Source organism: Rhizobacter terrae, assembly GCF_003852895.1.
GTDB lineage: Bacteria > Pseudomonadota > Gammaproteobacteria > Burkholderiales > Burkholderiaceae_C > Albitalea > Albitalea terrae.
Window position 1 is genome coordinate 1,501,631 of sequence record NZ_QUSW01000001.1, and the last position, 12,619, is coordinate 1,514,249.

A 12,619-nucleotide genomic window follows, 5' to 3' on the forward strand; every position below is an offset into this window, starting at 1 on the left:
TCTGTCAGCGGACTGTGGATCAGCCCTGGCGCTGCTTGTGACGCGGATCGGTACAGATCACGCGCACCACGCCCTTGCGACGGATGATCTTGCAATTCCGGCACATCTTCTTGACCGATGCTGCAACTTTCATGCTCTTCTCCTAAGCCCTTGTCAGGCCGCTTCCTTGTCAAATCGTTCGTCGTGTTCCGTTGGTCTTACTTGGCCCGGAACACGATGCGGGCCCGACTCAAATCGTAGGGCGTCAGTTCGACCGTCACCTTGTCGCCCGGCAGGATGCGGATGTAGTGCATGCGCATCTTCCCGGAGATGTGGCCGAGCACGACATGCCCGTTCTCCAGCTTCACACGAAACGTGGCATTGGGAAGATTCTCAAGAATCTCGCCTTGCATCTGAATGACGTCGTCTTTGGCCATGCCCTGTGTCGTCAGTCCGTTCGTTCGTGTCCGTTCGCTCTCGGCTGGTCTTTCAACCCGCCTTGAAATTCGCTTTCTTCAGCAGTGATTCGTACTGCTGGCTCATCACATAGCTCTGCACCTGCGCCCAGAAGTCCATCGTCACCACGACGATGATCAGGAGCGAAGTGCCACCGAAGTAGAACGGCACGTTGTACTTCAGCACCAGGAATTCCGGCAGCAGGCAGACCAGCGTGATATAGATGGCACCGGCCAGCGTCAGGCGCGACAGGATGCGATCGATGTGCTTGGCCGTCTGCTCGCCCGGGCGGATGCCCGGGATGAAGGCGCCGCTCTTCTTCAGGTTGTCTGCCGTCTCACGGCTGTTGAACACCAGCGCCGTGTAGAAGAAGCAGAAGAAGACGATCGCCGCGGCATAAAGCATCACGTAGATCGGCTGGCCCGGAGACAGCAAGCTGGCGATGTCCTTCAGCCAGCGCAGGCCATCGCCTGTCGCGAACCAACCCACCACAGTCGCAGGCAGAAGGATGATCGACGACGCGAAGATCGGCGGGATCACGCCCGACATGTTCAGCTTCAGCGGAAGGTGCGACGATTGGCCGCCGTACACCTTGTTGCCCACCTGGCGCTTCGCATAGTTGACCAATATCTTTCGCTGGCCACGTTCCACGAACACCACGAAGAACGTCACCAGACCCACCAGCGCCAAGATGAATAGTGCCACTGGCACGCTCATGGAGCCCGTGCGGATCAGCTCGAACAGGTTGCCGATCGCGTTGGGCAGGCCGGAAGCGATGCCCGCGAAGATCAGGATCGAGATGCCGTTGCCCAATCCGCGCTCGGTGATCTGCTCACCCAGCCACATCAGGAACATCGTGCCGGCTACCAGGCTCACGACGGTGGTCAGGCGGAATCCGAAACCCGGAGCCAGCACCAGACCGGCAGAGCCTTCCAGAGCCAGCGCAATGCCCAGCGACTGGAAGATCGCCAGGCCCAGCGTGCCGTAGCGCGTGTACTGCGTGATCTTGCGACGCCCGGCCTCGCCTTCCTTCTTCAAGGATTCCAGCGAAGGCACCACGTAGGTCATCAACTGCATGATGATCGACGCGGAGATGTACGGCATGATGCCCAGCGCGAACACCGTGAAACGCGACAGCGCTCCACCCGAGAACATGTTGAACAGGTTCAGGATGCCACCGGGCTTGCTGTTGAACAGCTGCTCCAGCGCATGGGGGTCGATGCCCGGCACCGGAATGTGTGCCCCGGTGCGATAGACCACGAGGGCGAGCAACAAGAAGACAAGCCGGCGACGAAGGTCACCGAACTTGCCGCTCTTGGCCAGCTGATTCGCGTTGGTTGCCACTGGGTGTGCGTTCCGAGTCTGAACTGCGGTTGAGGGACCGAGACGCTCAGGCGACCGAGCCGCCAGCCGCCTCGATGACAGCCTTGGCGCCTGCCGTGGCGCCGATGCCCTTGAGGGCGACCTTCGTGGTCAGCTCACCCGATTTGATGACCTTCACGACTTTTGCAAGTTCGCCCACCAGGCCGGCTTGCTTGAGCGTGAGCAGATCGACTTCCGCGGCGCCCAGGCGCTGCAGGTCGGTCAGGGTCACTTCCGCATTGAACTTCAGCGAGGCCGACTTGAAGCCACGCTTGGGCAGGCGGCGTTGCAGCGGCATCTGACCGCCTTCAAAGCCCACCTTGTGGTAGCCGCCGGAACGCGACTTCTGACCCTTGTGGCCGCGACCGGCCGTCTTGCCCAGGCCCGAACCGATGCCGCGGCCAACGCGACGGCGCGCCTTCTTGGCACCGTCGGCCGGCTTGATGGTGTTGAGTTCCATGTTCTTTCCTCGAGGCGGCGCTTACAGCACCTTCACCAGGTACGAGACCTTGTTGATCATGCCGCGCACCGCGGGCGTGTCTTCGAGTTCGCGCTCGCTGTTGAGCTTGCGCAGGCCCAGGCCCCGCACCGTGGCACGGTGTGATTCCTTGGTGCCGGCAATGCTCTTGACCAGCTTGACCTTGACCGTTTTCTTGTCCGTCATTTCAGTTCTCCAGATCGCCGGCTCAGCCGAGGATCTCTTCGACCGTCAGACCGCGCTTGGCAGCGATCTCGGCGGGCGTGCTGGTCGCCTTCAGCGCGTTCAGCGTAGCGCGGACCAGGTTGTACGGGTTGGTCGAACCGAGGCTCTTGGCCACGATGTCGGTCACGCCCATGACTTCGAACACGGCGCGCATCGGGCCGCCGGCGATGATGCCGTCACCGGGCTTGGCCGGAGCCATCAGGACGCGCGAAGCACCGTGCTCCCCGACCACCTTGTGGTGGATCGAGCCGTTCTTCAGCGAAACCTTGACCATGTTGCGGCGGGCCGATTCCATGGCCTTCTGCACCGCCACCGGCACTTCCTTGGCCTTGCCCTTGCCCATGCCGATGCGGCCGTCGCCGTCACCGACCACGGTCAGCGCAGCGAAGCTCAGCGTACGGCCGCCCTTCACCACCTTGGTCACGCGGTTCACCGCGATCATCTTTTCCTTCAGACCGTCGTCGTTGCCTTCGGCCTGAGCGCGGGGTTGAAACTTTGCCATTGTCGGATTCCTCTTGCGCGCTTAGAACTGGAGGCCGGCTTCACGCGCGGCTTCGGCCAGCGCCTTCACGCGGCCGTGGTACGCGAAACCAGCACGGTCGAAGGCAACCTTCTCGACGCCCGCGGCCTTTGCCTTCTCGGCGATGCGCTTGCCGATGATGGCAGCGGCAGCGGCGTTGCCACCCTTGCCGGCAGCGCCCAGTTCCTTGCGGACATCGGCTTCGGCGGTGGAAGCGCTGGCCAGCACCTTCTGGCCGTCGTCGGAGATGACGCTGGCGTAGATGTGCAGGTTCGTGCGATGCACCGTCAGGCGAGCCACGCGCTGCACGGCAATGCGTGCGCGGGTCTGGCGGGAGCGGCGGATACGCTGATCTTTTTTGTTCAACATGGTCGTCGCTCCTTACTTCTTCTTGGTTTCCTTGAGGGAAACCTTTTCGTCCGCGTAGCGGATGCCCTTGCCCTTGTACGGCTCGGGAGGACGGATCGCGCGGACTTCAGCAGCGATCTGGCCCACCACTTGGCGGTCGGAACCCTTGATCAAAATTTCGGTCTGCGTCGGGCACTCAACCTTGATGCCCGCAGGCATGTCCTTGGCCACGGGGTGCGAGAAACCGATCTGCAGATTCAGCTTCTGGCCGGAAGCCTGGGCGCGGAAGCCCACGCCCACCAGCGTCAGCTTCTTCTCGAAGCCCTTGCTCACGCCGTTGACCATGTTGGCCACCAGGGCGCGCATGGTGCCGGACATGGCGTCGGCCTCGACGCTGTCGTTGGCCGGAGCGAAGGCCAGCTTGCCGCCTTCGTTCGTCACGGTCACGAGCGCATTCACGGGACGCACCAGCGTACCCAGGGCGCCCTTGACGCTGATCTGATCATTCTTGATCGACACTTCCACGCCTTGCGGGAGCGCGATCGGCATTTTTCCTACGCGGGACATTTCTTCCTCTCCCCCTTAGGCGACGTAGCAAAGCACTTCGCCGCCGATACCGGCTTGACGCGCCTTGCGGTCGGTCATCACGCCCTTGGGCGTCGTGACGATGGCAACACCCAGACCGTTCATCACGGACGGAATGTCGTGACGGCCCTTGTAGATGCGAAGACCGGGACGGCTCACACGCTCGATGTGCTCGATGACGGGACGGCCGGCGTAGTACTTCAGGGTCACTTCGAGCTGCTGCTTGGCAGCATCACCCACCAGGGCGAAGTTCTCGATGTAGCCCTCGTCCTTCAGGACCTTGGCGATCGCCACTTTCAGCTTGGACGACGGCATCGTCACGCTGGCCTTTTCGACCATCTGCGCGTTGCGGATGCGAGTCAGCATATCGGCGATAGGATCACTCATGCTCATTCGAATATCTCCTGATCGGGCCGATTACCAGCTGGCCTTGACGACACCGGGGATGTCGCCCTTGAAGGCCAGCTCACGGATCTTGTTACGGGCCAGGCCGAACTTGCGGAAAGTACCGCGCGGACGACCAGTCAGCTCGCAGCGGTTGCGCATGCGGGTCGGGTAGGCGTTGCGGGGCAGCTTCTGCAGCTCCAGGCGGGCGGCGTAGCGCTCTTCGTCCGACTTCTTGGCGTCGTTCGCAGTGGCCTTCAGCTCGGCGTACTTCTTGGCGAACTTGGCGACCAGTTGCTCGCGCTTTTCTTCGCGCTTGATGAGGGAAAGTTTAGCCACGGGCCACCTCAGTTCTTGAACGGGAATTTGAAGGCAGCGAGGAGCGCCTTGCACTCGTCGTCCGACTTCGCGGTCGTCGTGATGCTGATGTTCAGACCACGCAGGGCATCGACCTTGTCGTACTCGATCTCGGGGAAGATGATCTGCTCTTTGACGCCGATGTTGTAGTTGCCACGGCCGTCGAACGAGCGACCCGAGATCCCGCGGAAGTCGCGCACGCGCGGCAGCGCGATGGTGACGAAGCGGTCAAGGAATTCGTACATGCGAACGCCGCGCAGCGTGACCATGGTGCCGATGGGCACGCCGTCACGGATCTTGAAGCCGGCGATGGCCTTCTTGGACTTGGTGACCACCGGCTTCTGGCCGGCGATCTTGGTCAGGTCGCCCACGGCGTGTTCCATGACCTTCTTGTCCGACACTGCCTCGCTTACACCCATGTTCAGGGTGATCTTGGTCAGGCGGGGGACTTCCATGATCGACTTGTAGCCGAACTTCTTGACGAGCTCGGGGACGATCTTTTCGCGGTAAACCTGTTGCAGGCGTGCGGTTTGTTGTTCAGCCATGATGACCTCTTACGCCTTGATCTCTTCGCCGCTGGACTTGAAGACGCGGACCTTGGTCTTGTCTGCCAGGAACTTGACGCCCACGCGATCGGCCTTGCCGGTCGCGGGGTTGAAGATGGCGATGTTGGACTGATGGATGGGCAGGGTCTTGTCGATCACGCCACCGGTGGTGCCCTTCATGGGGTTCGGCTTAACGTGCTTCTTGACGACGTTGACACCCTCGACGACCACACGGTCGTCATCGACGCGCTGCGTCACGGTGCCGCGCTTGCCCTTGTCGCGGCCGGTCAACACGATGACCTGGTCGCCTTTGCGAATCTTGTTCATGGCCTGTCCTTAACCGCGGCTTAGAGAACTTCAGGAGCCAGCGAAACGATCTTCATGAAGCGCTCGGTGCGCAGTTCACGGGTGACCGGTCCGAAGATGCGGGTGCCGATGGGCTCGAGCTTGGCGTTCAGCAGGACGGCGGCATTGCCGTCAAACTTGACCAGCGAGCCGTCTTGACGGCGAACACCCTTGGCGGTGCGAACGACGACGGCACTGTAGACCTCGCCCTTCTTCACACGACCGCGCGGCGCAGCTTCCTTGATGCTGACCTTGATCACATCACCGATGCCGGCATAGCGGCGCTTGGAGCCGCCCAGCACCTTGATGCACATGACGGATTTCGCACCAGTGTTGTCCGCGACATCCAGCCGCGACTGCATTTGAATCATGTTCTCTGTCCCCAACTTGAATCGCTCGCCGCGCCATGACCACCATGACGCCAACTCCCGATCAGTCTTGGGCCCGTCACCTCCGGACTTGCATCCTTTGGCGGTTGGGCGGAGCCGGACTCGTTTGCGCAACGCATGTTGCGCCTGAAATTCCAGCGAAGTCGGCGATTATGGCCCGCAGGGATAACCCCTGTCAAGCTACGCCTTTGCTTTAGGCCGACACCTCCAGGGTATCGGCCTCTTCTGTCGTCAGGCCAATCCGCTCAGGCGACCTGCTTGAGCATGGTCTCCACGTTGCTCACTTCGAATTTGCCGGGTGCCTCGATGTTCAGCGTCTTGACCACGCCGTTGTCCACCAACATGGAGAAGCGCTGTGAGCGCACACCCATGCCCTTGGCGGTCAGGTCCAGCGTCAGGCCCAGCGCTTTGGTCCACTCGGCGCTGCCATCAGCCATCATGCGAACCTTGCCGGACGTTTTCTGATCGCGGCCCCAGGCGCCCATCACGAAGGCGTCGTTCACCGAGACGCACCAGATCTCATCCACACCGGCAGCCTTGAGCTTGTCGGCTTGCTGGACGTAACCCGGCACATGCTGGGCCGAGCAGGTCGGCGTGAACGCACCAGGCAGCGCGAAGACGGCGATCTTCTTGCCCGAGGTTTCCTTTTCGATGTCGAAGGTGTTCGGGCCGATCGAACACCCATTGCCTTCGACTTCCACGTATTCCTGCAGCTTGCCCGCGGGCAGCTTGTCGCCAACCTTGATCATGTTTGCCTCCTGGCTTCTTGAGATTCACAACGAAAAACGGCCGGCCGCCAGTATCCCAGCGTGCCGACCGTCATGCGCCGAAGGCTTGGAAAGCCCTGGCGTCCGGGCCTGATTAGACCTCGCGAGCCTTCTCGACCAAGCGGGTCACGACCCAGGACTTGGTTTTGGAGATGGGTCGGCTCTCAGCAATCTCGACCACGTCGCCCATCTTGTACTCGCCCTTTTCGTCATGGGCGTGGTACTTCGAGGACTTCGCGACGATCTTGCCGTACAGCTCGTGCTTGGTGCGACGCTCGACCAGGACCGTGATGGTCTTGGAGCGCTTGTCGCTGACGACCTTGCCCACCAGCGTACGGGTGTTCTTGGCCTTGGCTTCGGTTTGGGTTGCAGCGGTCATTTCGCGGCTTCCTTCTTCTTTTGCGCCAGGATCGTCTTGGCGCGAGCGATGTCACGGCGGGTCTTGCCCAGCTGCGAATGGTTGGTCAGCTGCTGGGTCGCCTTCTGCATGCGAAGGCCGAAATGGGCCTTCAGCAGGTCGGCGACTTCCTTCTCGAGGCCGGCGACATCCTTGCTGCGGAATTCAGATGCTTTCATGGTGTTTCTCCGTCGGCTGATTACAGGCCGACCTGGCGGGCCACGAAAGTCGTCTTCAGCGGCAGCTTGGCCGAAGCCAAGAGGAACGCCTCACGAGCGAGCTCTTCAGGAACGCCGTTGATTTCGTACAGCACCTTGCCCGGCTGGATCTCGGCGACGTAGTACTCGGGGTTGCCCTTGCCGTTGCCCATGCGGACTTCAGCCGGCTTTTGCGAGATCGGCTTGTCCGGGAAGATGCGGATCCAGATGCGACCGCCGCGCTTCACGTGACGCGAGATCGCGCGACGGGCTGCTTCGATCTGGCGCGCGGTCAGACGGCCGCGCTCGGTGGCCTTCAGGCCGAAATCGCCGAACGACACATTCGCGCCGCGGGTGGCGATGCCGGTGTTACGGCCCTTCTGTTCCTTGCGGAATTTTCTGCGTGCGGGTTGCAGCATGCTTATTCTCCTTTGGCGCCAGGCGCGGCCTTGCGGACACGCTTGACGGCCGGGCTCTTGGCGGCGTCGCCACCGGCGTCAGCCGGCTTGTCGCTGCCGTCAACCGGCGCGCCACCTTGGCGCGGAGCGCGGTCGCCACGGCCACCGGCCGGACCACGACGCTCACCGGGGGCGCCCGGACGAGCCGGACGACGCGGACGGCGATCTTCCTCTTGCGCCGGGGCTTGCACGCCCGGAGCTTCACCATGCGCCAGACGGTCGCCACGGTAGACCCAGCACTTGACGCCGATGACGCCATAGGTGGTCTTGGCTTCAGAGAAGCCGTAGTCGATGTCGGCCTTCAGCGTATGAAGGGGAACGCGGCCTTCGCGATACCACTCGCAGCGAGCGATTTCGATGCCGTTCAGGCGACCCGAGGACATGATCTTGATGCCCTGGGCGCCCAGGCGCATGGCGTTCTGCATGGCGCGCTTCATCGCGCGGCGGAACATGATGCGCTTTTCGAGCTGCTGGGTGATGCTGTCGGCGATCAGCTGGGCATCGATTTCGGGCTTGCGCACTTCCTCGATGTTCACCGCCACGGGCACGCCCAGGCGACGGCCCAGTTCGGCCTTCAGGTTCTCGATGTCCTCGCCCTTCTTGCCGATCACGACGCCCGGACGAGCCGAGAAGATCGTGATGCGAGCGTTCTTGGCGGGGCGCTCGATCAGGATGCGCGACACCGCAGCGCTCTTGAGACGCGCCTTGAGGTAGTCACGAACCTTCAGGTCTTCGGCCAGCATCGTCGCGAAGTTCTGGTTCGACGCGTACCAACGCGAGGCCCAGTTGCGCGTGACGGGGAGGCGGAAGCCAACCGGATGAATCTTTTGTCCCATGGTCTTCCTCAGTTCCCGACGGTCACGAAGATGTGGCAAGTCGGCTTGCTGATGCGGTTGCCGCGGCCCTTGGCGCGCGCGGAGAAACGCTTCAGCGTAGCGCCTTGCTCGACGTAGATCGTCTTGACCTTGAGCTCGTCGATGTCGGCACCGTCGTTGTGCTCGGCGTTCGCGATCGCGGACTCCAGAGCCTTCTTGATGATGCCAGCTGCCTTCTTGGGGGTGAACGTCAGGATGTTGATGGCCTGGTCCACCTTCTTGCCGCGGATCATGTCAGCCACCAGCCGACCCTTGTCGGCAGACAGGCGGACACCGCGAACGATTGAACGGGTTTCCATCGTCATTCCTTATTTCTTCGCGGCCTTCTTGTCGGCCGGGTGCCCCTTGAACGTGCGGGTGAGCGCAAATTCGCCGAGCTTGTGGCCGACCATCTGGTCAGTGACGTACACAGGCACGTGCTGCTTGCCGTTGTGGACGGCGATCGTCAACCCGATGAAGTCGGGGAGGATCGTCGAGCGGCGCGACCAGGTCTTGATCGGCTTCTTGTCCTTGACGGCGACGGCCTTGTCGACCTTGGCCATCAGGTGATGGTCGACGAAGGGACCCTTTTTCAGTGAGCGCGTCATGTCGGCTCCTTACTTCTTGCGACGCGAGACGATCATCGTCTGCGTGCGCTTGTTGTTGCGGGTGCGGTAGCCCTTGGTCATCGTGTTCCACGGGGACACGGGGACCTGGCCCTCGCCGGTACGGCCTTCACCACCACCGTGCGGGTGATCCACCGGGTTCATGGCAACGCCACGAACCGTCGGGCGGATGCCCTTCCAGCGAATGGCACCAGCCTTGCCGTATTGGCGCAGGTTGTGCTCTTCGTTGGACACCTCGCCGATCGTGGCGCGGCAGTCGATGTGGATCTTGCGCACTTCACCAGAGCGCAGGCGCAGCTGGGCGTAGATGCCTTCGCGGGCCAGCAGCGTCACCGACGTGCCGGCGGAGCGGGCGATCTGGGCACCCTTGCCCGGCAGCATTTCGATGCAGTGGATCGTCGAACCCACCGGGATGTTGCGAATCGGCAGCGTGTTGCCAGCCTTGATCGGAGCCTCGGCGCCGCTCAGGATGGTTGCACCGACTTCAAGGCCACGCGGGGCGATGATGTAGCGGCGCTCGCCGTCGGCGTAGCAGACCAGCGCGATGTGGGCGGTGCGGTTCGGGTCGTACTCGATGCGCTCAACCTTCGCCGGAATGCCGTCCTTGTTGCGCACGAAATCGACGACGCGGTAGTGGTGCTTGTGGCCACCACCCTTGTGACGCATCGTGATGTGGCCGTTGTTGTTGCGGCCGGCGTGCTGGAATTGCGGCTCGAGCAGAGACGCTTCCGGCTTGCCCTTGTGCAGGTGCGGATGCACCACCTTCACCACGGCACGGCGGCCAGGCGAAGTCGGCTTGACTTTGATGACGGCCATTACGCGGCCTCCCCGGAGAAGTTGAGCTCTTGGCCCGCCTTCAGCGACACGTACGCCTTCTTGACGTGGTCGCGGCGGCCGATCGAACGCCCGAAGCGCTTGACCTTGCCCTTTTGCGTGACGGTCTGCACCGACTCGACCTCGACCTTGAACATCAGTTCAACGGCAGCCTTGATCTCGGGCTTGGTCGCGTCGCGCAGGACCTTGAACAGCACCTGGTTCTGCTTCTCGGCAACCATGGTGGCCTTTTCGGACACGATGGGCGCCACAAGCACCTGGGCCAGGCGGCCCTCATTGAATTTCGAGGTGCTCATCCCAGCATCTCCTTGAGTTGCTCGATCGCAGCCTTCGTCACGAGCACCTTCTTGAAGTACACGAGCGACAGCGGATCGGCGTAGCGAGGCTCGATCACCAGGACGTTGGACAGGTTGCGCGAAGCCAGGGCGAGGTTGTCGTCGATCTGGTCGGCGATCACCAGCACCGAGTTCAGGCCCATGGCCTTGAACTTCGCGGCGAGCTGCTTGGTCTTGGGCGAATCGACGGTCAGCGAGTCCACCACGGCCAGACGGCCTTCGCGGGCGAGCTGCGAGAAGATGGCAGCCATGCCGGCGCGGTACATCTTCTTGTTGACCTTCTGGGTGAAGTTTTCGTCGGGGCTGTTCGGGAAGATCCGACCGCCTCCGCGCCACAGCGGCGACGAAGACATACCGGCGCGAGCGCGACCGGTGCCCTTCTGGCGCCACGGCTTCTTCGTGGTGTGCTTGACCTCAGCGCGGTCGAGCTGGGCACGGGTGCCCTGGCGCGCGTTGGCCTGGAAGGCCACGACGACCTGGTGGACCAGAGCCTCGTTGTAGTCACGCGCGAACACCGTGTCCGGCGCGTCGACCTTCGAGGTGGCCTGACCCTGTTCGTTCAGGAGCTCGAGCTGCATTACTGGGCTCCCTTCTTGACCTTGACCTTGACAGCAGGGCGCACGACCACGTGGCCATTCTTGGAGCCCGGCACCGCGCCGCGAACCAGCAGGAGCTGGCGTGCTTCGTCGATGCGAACGATGTCGAGGTTCTGGGTGGTGACGGTTTCGTCGCCCATATGGCCGGTCATCTTCTTGCCCGGGAACACGCGACCCGGATCCTGCGCCATGGAGATCGAGCCCGGCACGTTGTGCGAACGGCTGTTACCGTGCGACGCGCGCTGCGAGCTGAAGTTGTGGCGCTTGATGGTGCCGGCGTAGCCCTTGCCGATGGAGGTGCCTTGCACGTCCACGAGCTGTCCAACGGCAAAAGTGGTCACGGGCACTTGGGCGCCGGGCTTGAAGCCGGCAGCCACATCGGCCGCAACACGGAATTCCTTGAGGATTTCACCGGCTTCGACACCTGCCTTGGCGAGGTGGCCGGCTTCCGGCTTGGTCACGCGCGATGCCTTGCGCGAACCGAACGCCACTTGAATGGCGCTGTAGCCGTCGGTCTCTTCGGTCTTGACCTGGGCAACGCGGTTGTTGGACACGTCGAGCACGGTCACGGGAATGGCGTCGCCATCGTCCGTGAAGATGCGCATCATGCCCACCTTGCGGCCCAGCAATCCGAGGCGATTGCTAAGACTCATGGTTTTTCTCCAGCCCCGCGAACGAGGCCTTTGTTTCAAACGTCCAACATCGATTGGCTGGACTGACGAAGGTGCAAAGGCGCGTCCGAAATGGACGCGCCTTTGCGGAAAGCCTGCGATTGTAGCAGAAGCCGCTCGAGCGACAACTGCCTCACCGTAGGGCTATTTATTGCAGCTTGATCTCGACGTCCACGCCGGCGGGCAGGTCGAGCTTCATCAGCGCGTCCACCGTCTTGTCGGTCGGGTCGACGATGTCCATCAGGCGCTGGTGCGTACGGATCTCGAACTGGTCGCGGCTGGTCTTGTTGACGTGCGGCGAACGCAGGATGTCGAAACGTTGCATGCGGGTCGGCAGGGGCACCGGGCCCTTGACGATCGCGCCGGTGCGCTTGGCGGTGTCGACGATTTCGAGGGCCGACTGGTCGATCAGCTTGTAGTCAAACGCCTTGAGGCGGATGCGGATCTTTTGCTTTTGCATGACGATTCCTTAAAAGAGCGATGCGGCCGGTGACGACCGCGATGTGTAGTGCAAAGGCCGGGAGGCAGCAGGACGCTGCTTCCCGGTCGTCATGCATTTACTCCATGATCTTTGCGACGACGCCGGCGCCCACGGTGCGGCCGCCTTCACGGATGGCAAAGCGCAGGCCTTCTTCCATCGCGATGGGGGCGATCAGCTTGACCGTGATGCTCACGTTGTCGCCGGGCATGACCATTTCCTTGTCCTTGGGCAGCTCCACCGCGCCGGTCACGTCCGTCGTGCGGAAGTAGAACTGGGGACGGTAGTTGTTGAAGAACGGCGTGTGGCGGCCGCCCTCTTCCTTGCTCAGCACGTACACCTCGGCGGTGAAGTGCGTGTGCGGCTTGATGGAGCCCGGCTTGCACAGCACCTGGCCGCGCTCGACTTCTTCACGCTTGGTGCCGCGCAGCAG

At 62.4% G+C, this 12,619-nt stretch carries 26 protein-coding genes; all 26 read right to left on the reverse strand.

The annotated features are described in order from the left end of the window. Positions 1 to 19 precede the first annotated feature (19 nt). Positions 20 to 133, reverse strand: coding sequence for a 50S ribosomal protein L36 (gene rpmJ / locus DZC73_RS06920; protein ID WP_009548427.1), 114 nt, complete (start codon positions 131 to 133; stop codon positions 20 to 22). Between the two features lie 64 nt (positions 134 to 197). Continuing rightward, positions 198 to 416 carry a translation initiation factor IF-1 gene (gene infA, locus DZC73_RS06925; protein ID WP_009855680.1) on the reverse strand — a complete coding sequence of 73 codons (219 nt, stop codon included), beginning with the start codon at positions 414 to 416 and terminating at the stop codon, positions 198 to 200. A 52-nt stretch (positions 417 to 468) separates the two neighbouring features. Then, complete coding sequence (gene secY / locus DZC73_RS06930) at positions 469 to 1,779, reverse strand: preprotein translocase subunit SecY (protein ID WP_124539413.1); 1,311 nt, start codon at positions 1,777 to 1,779, stop codon at positions 469 to 471. Between the two features lie 46 nt (positions 1,780 to 1,825). Continuing rightward, entirely contained in the window at positions 1,826 to 2,257 is a 432-nt protein-coding gene (rplO, locus tag DZC73_RS06935; RefSeq protein WP_124539414.1) for a 50S ribosomal protein L15, read from the reverse strand. 21 nt (positions 2,258 to 2,278) lie between these two features. Next, a complete protein-coding gene (gene rpmD / locus DZC73_RS06940) occupies positions 2,279 to 2,461 on the reverse strand; it encodes a 50S ribosomal protein L30 (RefSeq protein ID WP_124539415.1) in 183 nt (60 codons plus the stop codon). 22 nt (positions 2,462 to 2,483) lie between these two features. After that, positions 2,484 to 3,002, reverse strand: coding sequence for a 30S ribosomal protein S5 (gene rpsE, locus DZC73_RS06945; protein ID WP_124539416.1), 519 nt, complete (start codon positions 3,000 to 3,002; stop codon positions 2,484 to 2,486). A gap of 21 nt (positions 3,003 to 3,023) precedes the next feature. Then, the gene (gene rplR, locus DZC73_RS06950) at positions 3,024 to 3,389 is read right to left on the reverse strand and encodes a 50S ribosomal protein L18 (RefSeq protein ID WP_124539417.1); all 366 of its coding nucleotides are present in this window, start codon (positions 3,387 to 3,389) and stop codon (positions 3,024 to 3,026) included. 12 nt (positions 3,390 to 3,401) lie between these two features. Further along, positions 3,402 to 3,935: a 50S ribosomal protein L6 gene (gene rplF / locus DZC73_RS06955; RefSeq protein ID WP_124539418.1), complete on the reverse strand. Its 534-nt coding sequence runs from the start codon at positions 3,933 to 3,935 to the stop codon at positions 3,402 to 3,404. Positions 3,936 to 3,950: 15 nt separating this feature from the next. Further along, positions 3,951 to 4,346 (reverse strand): 30S ribosomal protein S8, encoded by a 396-nt coding sequence (gene rpsH / locus DZC73_RS06960; protein WP_124539419.1) that lies wholly within the window; start codon positions 4,344 to 4,346, stop codon positions 3,951 to 3,953. 24 nt (positions 4,347 to 4,370) lie between these two features. After that, positions 4,371 to 4,676, reverse strand: coding sequence for a 30S ribosomal protein S14 (rpsN, locus tag DZC73_RS06965; protein ID WP_124539420.1), 306 nt, complete (start codon positions 4,674 to 4,676; stop codon positions 4,371 to 4,373). Between the two features lie 8 nt (positions 4,677 to 4,684). Further along, complete coding sequence (gene rplE, locus DZC73_RS06970) at positions 4,685 to 5,239, reverse strand: 50S ribosomal protein L5 (RefSeq protein ID WP_124539421.1); 555 nt, start codon at positions 5,237 to 5,239, stop codon at positions 4,685 to 4,687. 9 nt (positions 5,240 to 5,248) lie between these two features. Next, positions 5,249 to 5,566 carry a 50S ribosomal protein L24 gene (gene rplX / locus DZC73_RS06975; RefSeq protein WP_124539422.1) on the reverse strand — a complete coding sequence of 106 codons (318 nt, stop codon included), beginning with the start codon at positions 5,564 to 5,566 and terminating at the stop codon, positions 5,249 to 5,251. Positions 5,567 to 5,586: 20 nt separating this feature from the next. Next, the gene (rplN, locus tag DZC73_RS06980; protein ID WP_011831006.1) at positions 5,587 to 5,955 is read right to left on the reverse strand and encodes a 50S ribosomal protein L14; all 369 of its coding nucleotides are present in this window, start codon (positions 5,953 to 5,955) and stop codon (positions 5,587 to 5,589) included. 263 nt (positions 5,956 to 6,218) lie between these two features. Further along, positions 6,219 to 6,722, reverse strand: coding sequence for a peroxiredoxin (locus tag DZC73_RS06985; RefSeq protein ID WP_124539423.1), 504 nt, complete (start codon positions 6,720 to 6,722; stop codon positions 6,219 to 6,221). A 112-nt stretch (positions 6,723 to 6,834) separates the two neighbouring features. Continuing rightward, entirely contained in the window at positions 6,835 to 7,119 is a 285-nt protein-coding gene (rpsQ, locus tag DZC73_RS06990) for a 30S ribosomal protein S17 (RefSeq protein ID WP_124539424.1), read from the reverse strand. Continuing rightward, positions 7,116 to 7,316: a 50S ribosomal protein L29 gene (gene rpmC / locus DZC73_RS06995; RefSeq protein WP_124539425.1), complete on the reverse strand. Its 201-nt coding sequence runs from the start codon at positions 7,314 to 7,316 to the stop codon at positions 7,116 to 7,118. The genes rpsQ and rpmC overlap by 4 nt, the downstream gene beginning before the upstream one ends. Positions 7,317 to 7,336: 20 nt before the next feature. Then, positions 7,337 to 7,753: a 50S ribosomal protein L16 gene (gene rplP / locus DZC73_RS07000; RefSeq protein ID WP_124539426.1), complete on the reverse strand. Its 417-nt coding sequence runs from the start codon at positions 7,751 to 7,753 to the stop codon at positions 7,337 to 7,339. A gap of 2 nt (positions 7,754 to 7,755) precedes the next feature. After that, positions 7,756 to 8,628 (reverse strand): 30S ribosomal protein S3, encoded by an 873-nt coding sequence (gene rpsC / locus DZC73_RS07005; RefSeq protein ID WP_124539427.1) that lies wholly within the window; start codon positions 8,626 to 8,628, stop codon positions 7,756 to 7,758. 8 nt (positions 8,629 to 8,636) lie between these two features. Next, positions 8,637 to 8,966: a 50S ribosomal protein L22 gene (gene rplV, locus DZC73_RS07010; protein ID WP_124539428.1), complete on the reverse strand. Its 330-nt coding sequence runs from the start codon at positions 8,964 to 8,966 to the stop codon at positions 8,637 to 8,639. Positions 8,967 to 8,975: 9 nt separating this feature from the next. After that, positions 8,976 to 9,254: a 30S ribosomal protein S19 gene (rpsS, locus tag DZC73_RS07015; RefSeq protein WP_124539429.1), complete on the reverse strand. Its 279-nt coding sequence runs from the start codon at positions 9,252 to 9,254 to the stop codon at positions 8,976 to 8,978. 9 nt (positions 9,255 to 9,263) lie between these two features. Next, positions 9,264 to 10,088 carry a 50S ribosomal protein L2 gene (rplB, locus tag DZC73_RS07020; protein WP_124539430.1) on the reverse strand — a complete coding sequence of 275 codons (825 nt, stop codon included), beginning with the start codon at positions 10,086 to 10,088 and terminating at the stop codon, positions 9,264 to 9,266. Next, complete coding sequence (gene rplW / locus DZC73_RS07025) at positions 10,088 to 10,402, reverse strand: 50S ribosomal protein L23 (protein WP_124539431.1); 315 nt, start codon at positions 10,400 to 10,402, stop codon at positions 10,088 to 10,090. The genes rplB and rplW overlap by 1 nt, the downstream gene beginning before the upstream one ends. Further along, entirely contained in the window at positions 10,399 to 11,019 is a 621-nt protein-coding gene (gene rplD, locus DZC73_RS07030; protein ID WP_124539432.1) for a 50S ribosomal protein L4, read from the reverse strand. Before rplD ends, rplW begins: the two co-directional genes overlap by 4 nt. Continuing rightward, positions 11,019 to 11,690, reverse strand: a complete 672-nt coding sequence (gene rplC, locus DZC73_RS07035; RefSeq protein WP_124539433.1) for a 50S ribosomal protein L3 — start codon at positions 11,688 to 11,690, stop codon at positions 11,019 to 11,021. Before rplC ends, rplD begins: the two co-directional genes overlap by 1 nt. Positions 11,691 to 11,856: 166 nt before the next feature. After that, complete coding sequence (rpsJ, locus tag DZC73_RS07040; protein ID WP_019561663.1) at positions 11,857 to 12,168, reverse strand: 30S ribosomal protein S10; 312 nt, start codon at positions 12,166 to 12,168, stop codon at positions 11,857 to 11,859. Positions 12,169 to 12,265: 97 nt separating this feature from the next. Continuing rightward, the coding region (locus tag DZC73_RS07045; protein ID WP_456238445.1) for an EF-Tu C-terminal domain-related protein at positions 12,266 to 12,619 on the reverse strand (354 nt) is incomplete at its 5' end.

Coding starts and splice junctions, on each gene's coding strand:
- rpmJ (WP_009548427.1), bottom strand. CDS start 133: ATGAAAGTTGCAGCATCGGTCAAGAAGATGTGCCGGAATTGCAAGATC.
- infA (WP_009855680.1), bottom strand. CDS start 416: ATGGCCAAAGACGACGTCATTCAGATGCAAGGCGAGATTCTTGAGAAT.
- rplO (WP_124539414.1), bottom strand. CDS start 2,257: ATGGAACTCAACACCATCAAGCCGGCCGACGGTGCCAAGAAGGCGCGC.
- rpmD (WP_124539415.1), bottom strand. CDS start 2,461: ATGACGGACAAGAAAACGGTCAAGGTCAAGCTGGTCAAGAGCATTGCC.
- rpsE (WP_124539416.1), bottom strand. CDS start 3,002: ATGGCAAAGTTTCAACCCCGCGCTCAGGCCGAAGGCAACGACGACGGT.
- rplR (WP_124539417.1), bottom strand. CDS start 3,389: ATGTTGAACAAAAAAGATCAGCGTATCCGCCGCTCCCGCCAGACCCGC.
- rplF (WP_124539418.1), bottom strand. CDS start 3,935: ATGTCCCGCGTAGGAAAAATGCCGATCGCGCTCCCGCAAGGCGTGGAA.
- rpsH (WP_124539419.1), bottom strand. CDS start 4,346: ATGAGCATGAGTGATCCTATCGCCGATATGCTGACTCGCATCCGCAAC.
- rplE (WP_124539421.1), bottom strand. CDS start 5,239: ATGGCTGAACAACAAACCGCACGCCTGCAACAGGTTTACCGCGAAAAG.
- rplX (WP_124539422.1), bottom strand. CDS start 5,566: ATGAACAAGATTCGCAAAGGCGACCAGGTCATCGTGTTGACCGGCCGC.
- rplN (WP_011831006.1), bottom strand. CDS start 5,955: ATGATTCAAATGCAGTCGCGGCTGGATGTCGCGGACAACACTGGTGCG.
- DZC73_RS06985 (WP_124539423.1), bottom strand. CDS start 6,722: ATGATCAAGGTTGGCGACAAGCTGCCCGCGGGCAAGCTGCAGGAATAC.
- rpsQ (WP_124539424.1), bottom strand. CDS start 7,119: ATGACCGCTGCAACCCAAACCGAAGCCAAGGCCAAGAACACCCGTACG.
- rpmC (WP_124539425.1), bottom strand. CDS start 7,316: ATGAAAGCATCTGAATTCCGCAGCAAGGATGTCGCCGGCCTCGAGAAG.
- rplP (WP_124539426.1), bottom strand. CDS start 7,753: ATGCTGCAACCCGCACGCAGAAAATTCCGCAAGGAACAGAAGGGCCGT.
- rpsC (WP_124539427.1), bottom strand. CDS start 8,628: ATGGGACAAAAGATTCATCCGGTTGGCTTCCGCCTCCCCGTCACGCGC.
- rplV (WP_124539428.1), bottom strand. CDS start 8,966: ATGGAAACCCGTTCAATCGTTCGCGGTGTCCGCCTGTCTGCCGACAAG.
- rpsS (WP_124539429.1), bottom strand. CDS start 9,254: ATGACGCGCTCACTGAAAAAGGGTCCCTTCGTCGACCATCACCTGATG.
- rplB (WP_124539430.1), bottom strand. CDS start 10,088: ATGGCCGTCATCAAAGTCAAGCCGACTTCGCCTGGCCGCCGTGCCGTG.
- rplW (WP_124539431.1), bottom strand. CDS start 10,402: ATGAGCACCTCGAAATTCAATGAGGGCCGCCTGGCCCAGGTGCTTGTG.
- rplD (WP_124539432.1), bottom strand. CDS start 11,019: ATGCAGCTCGAGCTCCTGAACGAACAGGGTCAGGCCACCTCGAAGGTC.
- rplC (WP_124539433.1), bottom strand. CDS start 11,690: ATGAGTCTTAGCAATCGCCTCGGATTGCTGGGCCGCAAGGTGGGCATG.
- rpsJ (WP_019561663.1), bottom strand. CDS start 12,168: ATGCAAAAGCAAAAGATCCGCATCCGCCTCAAGGCGTTTGACTACAAG.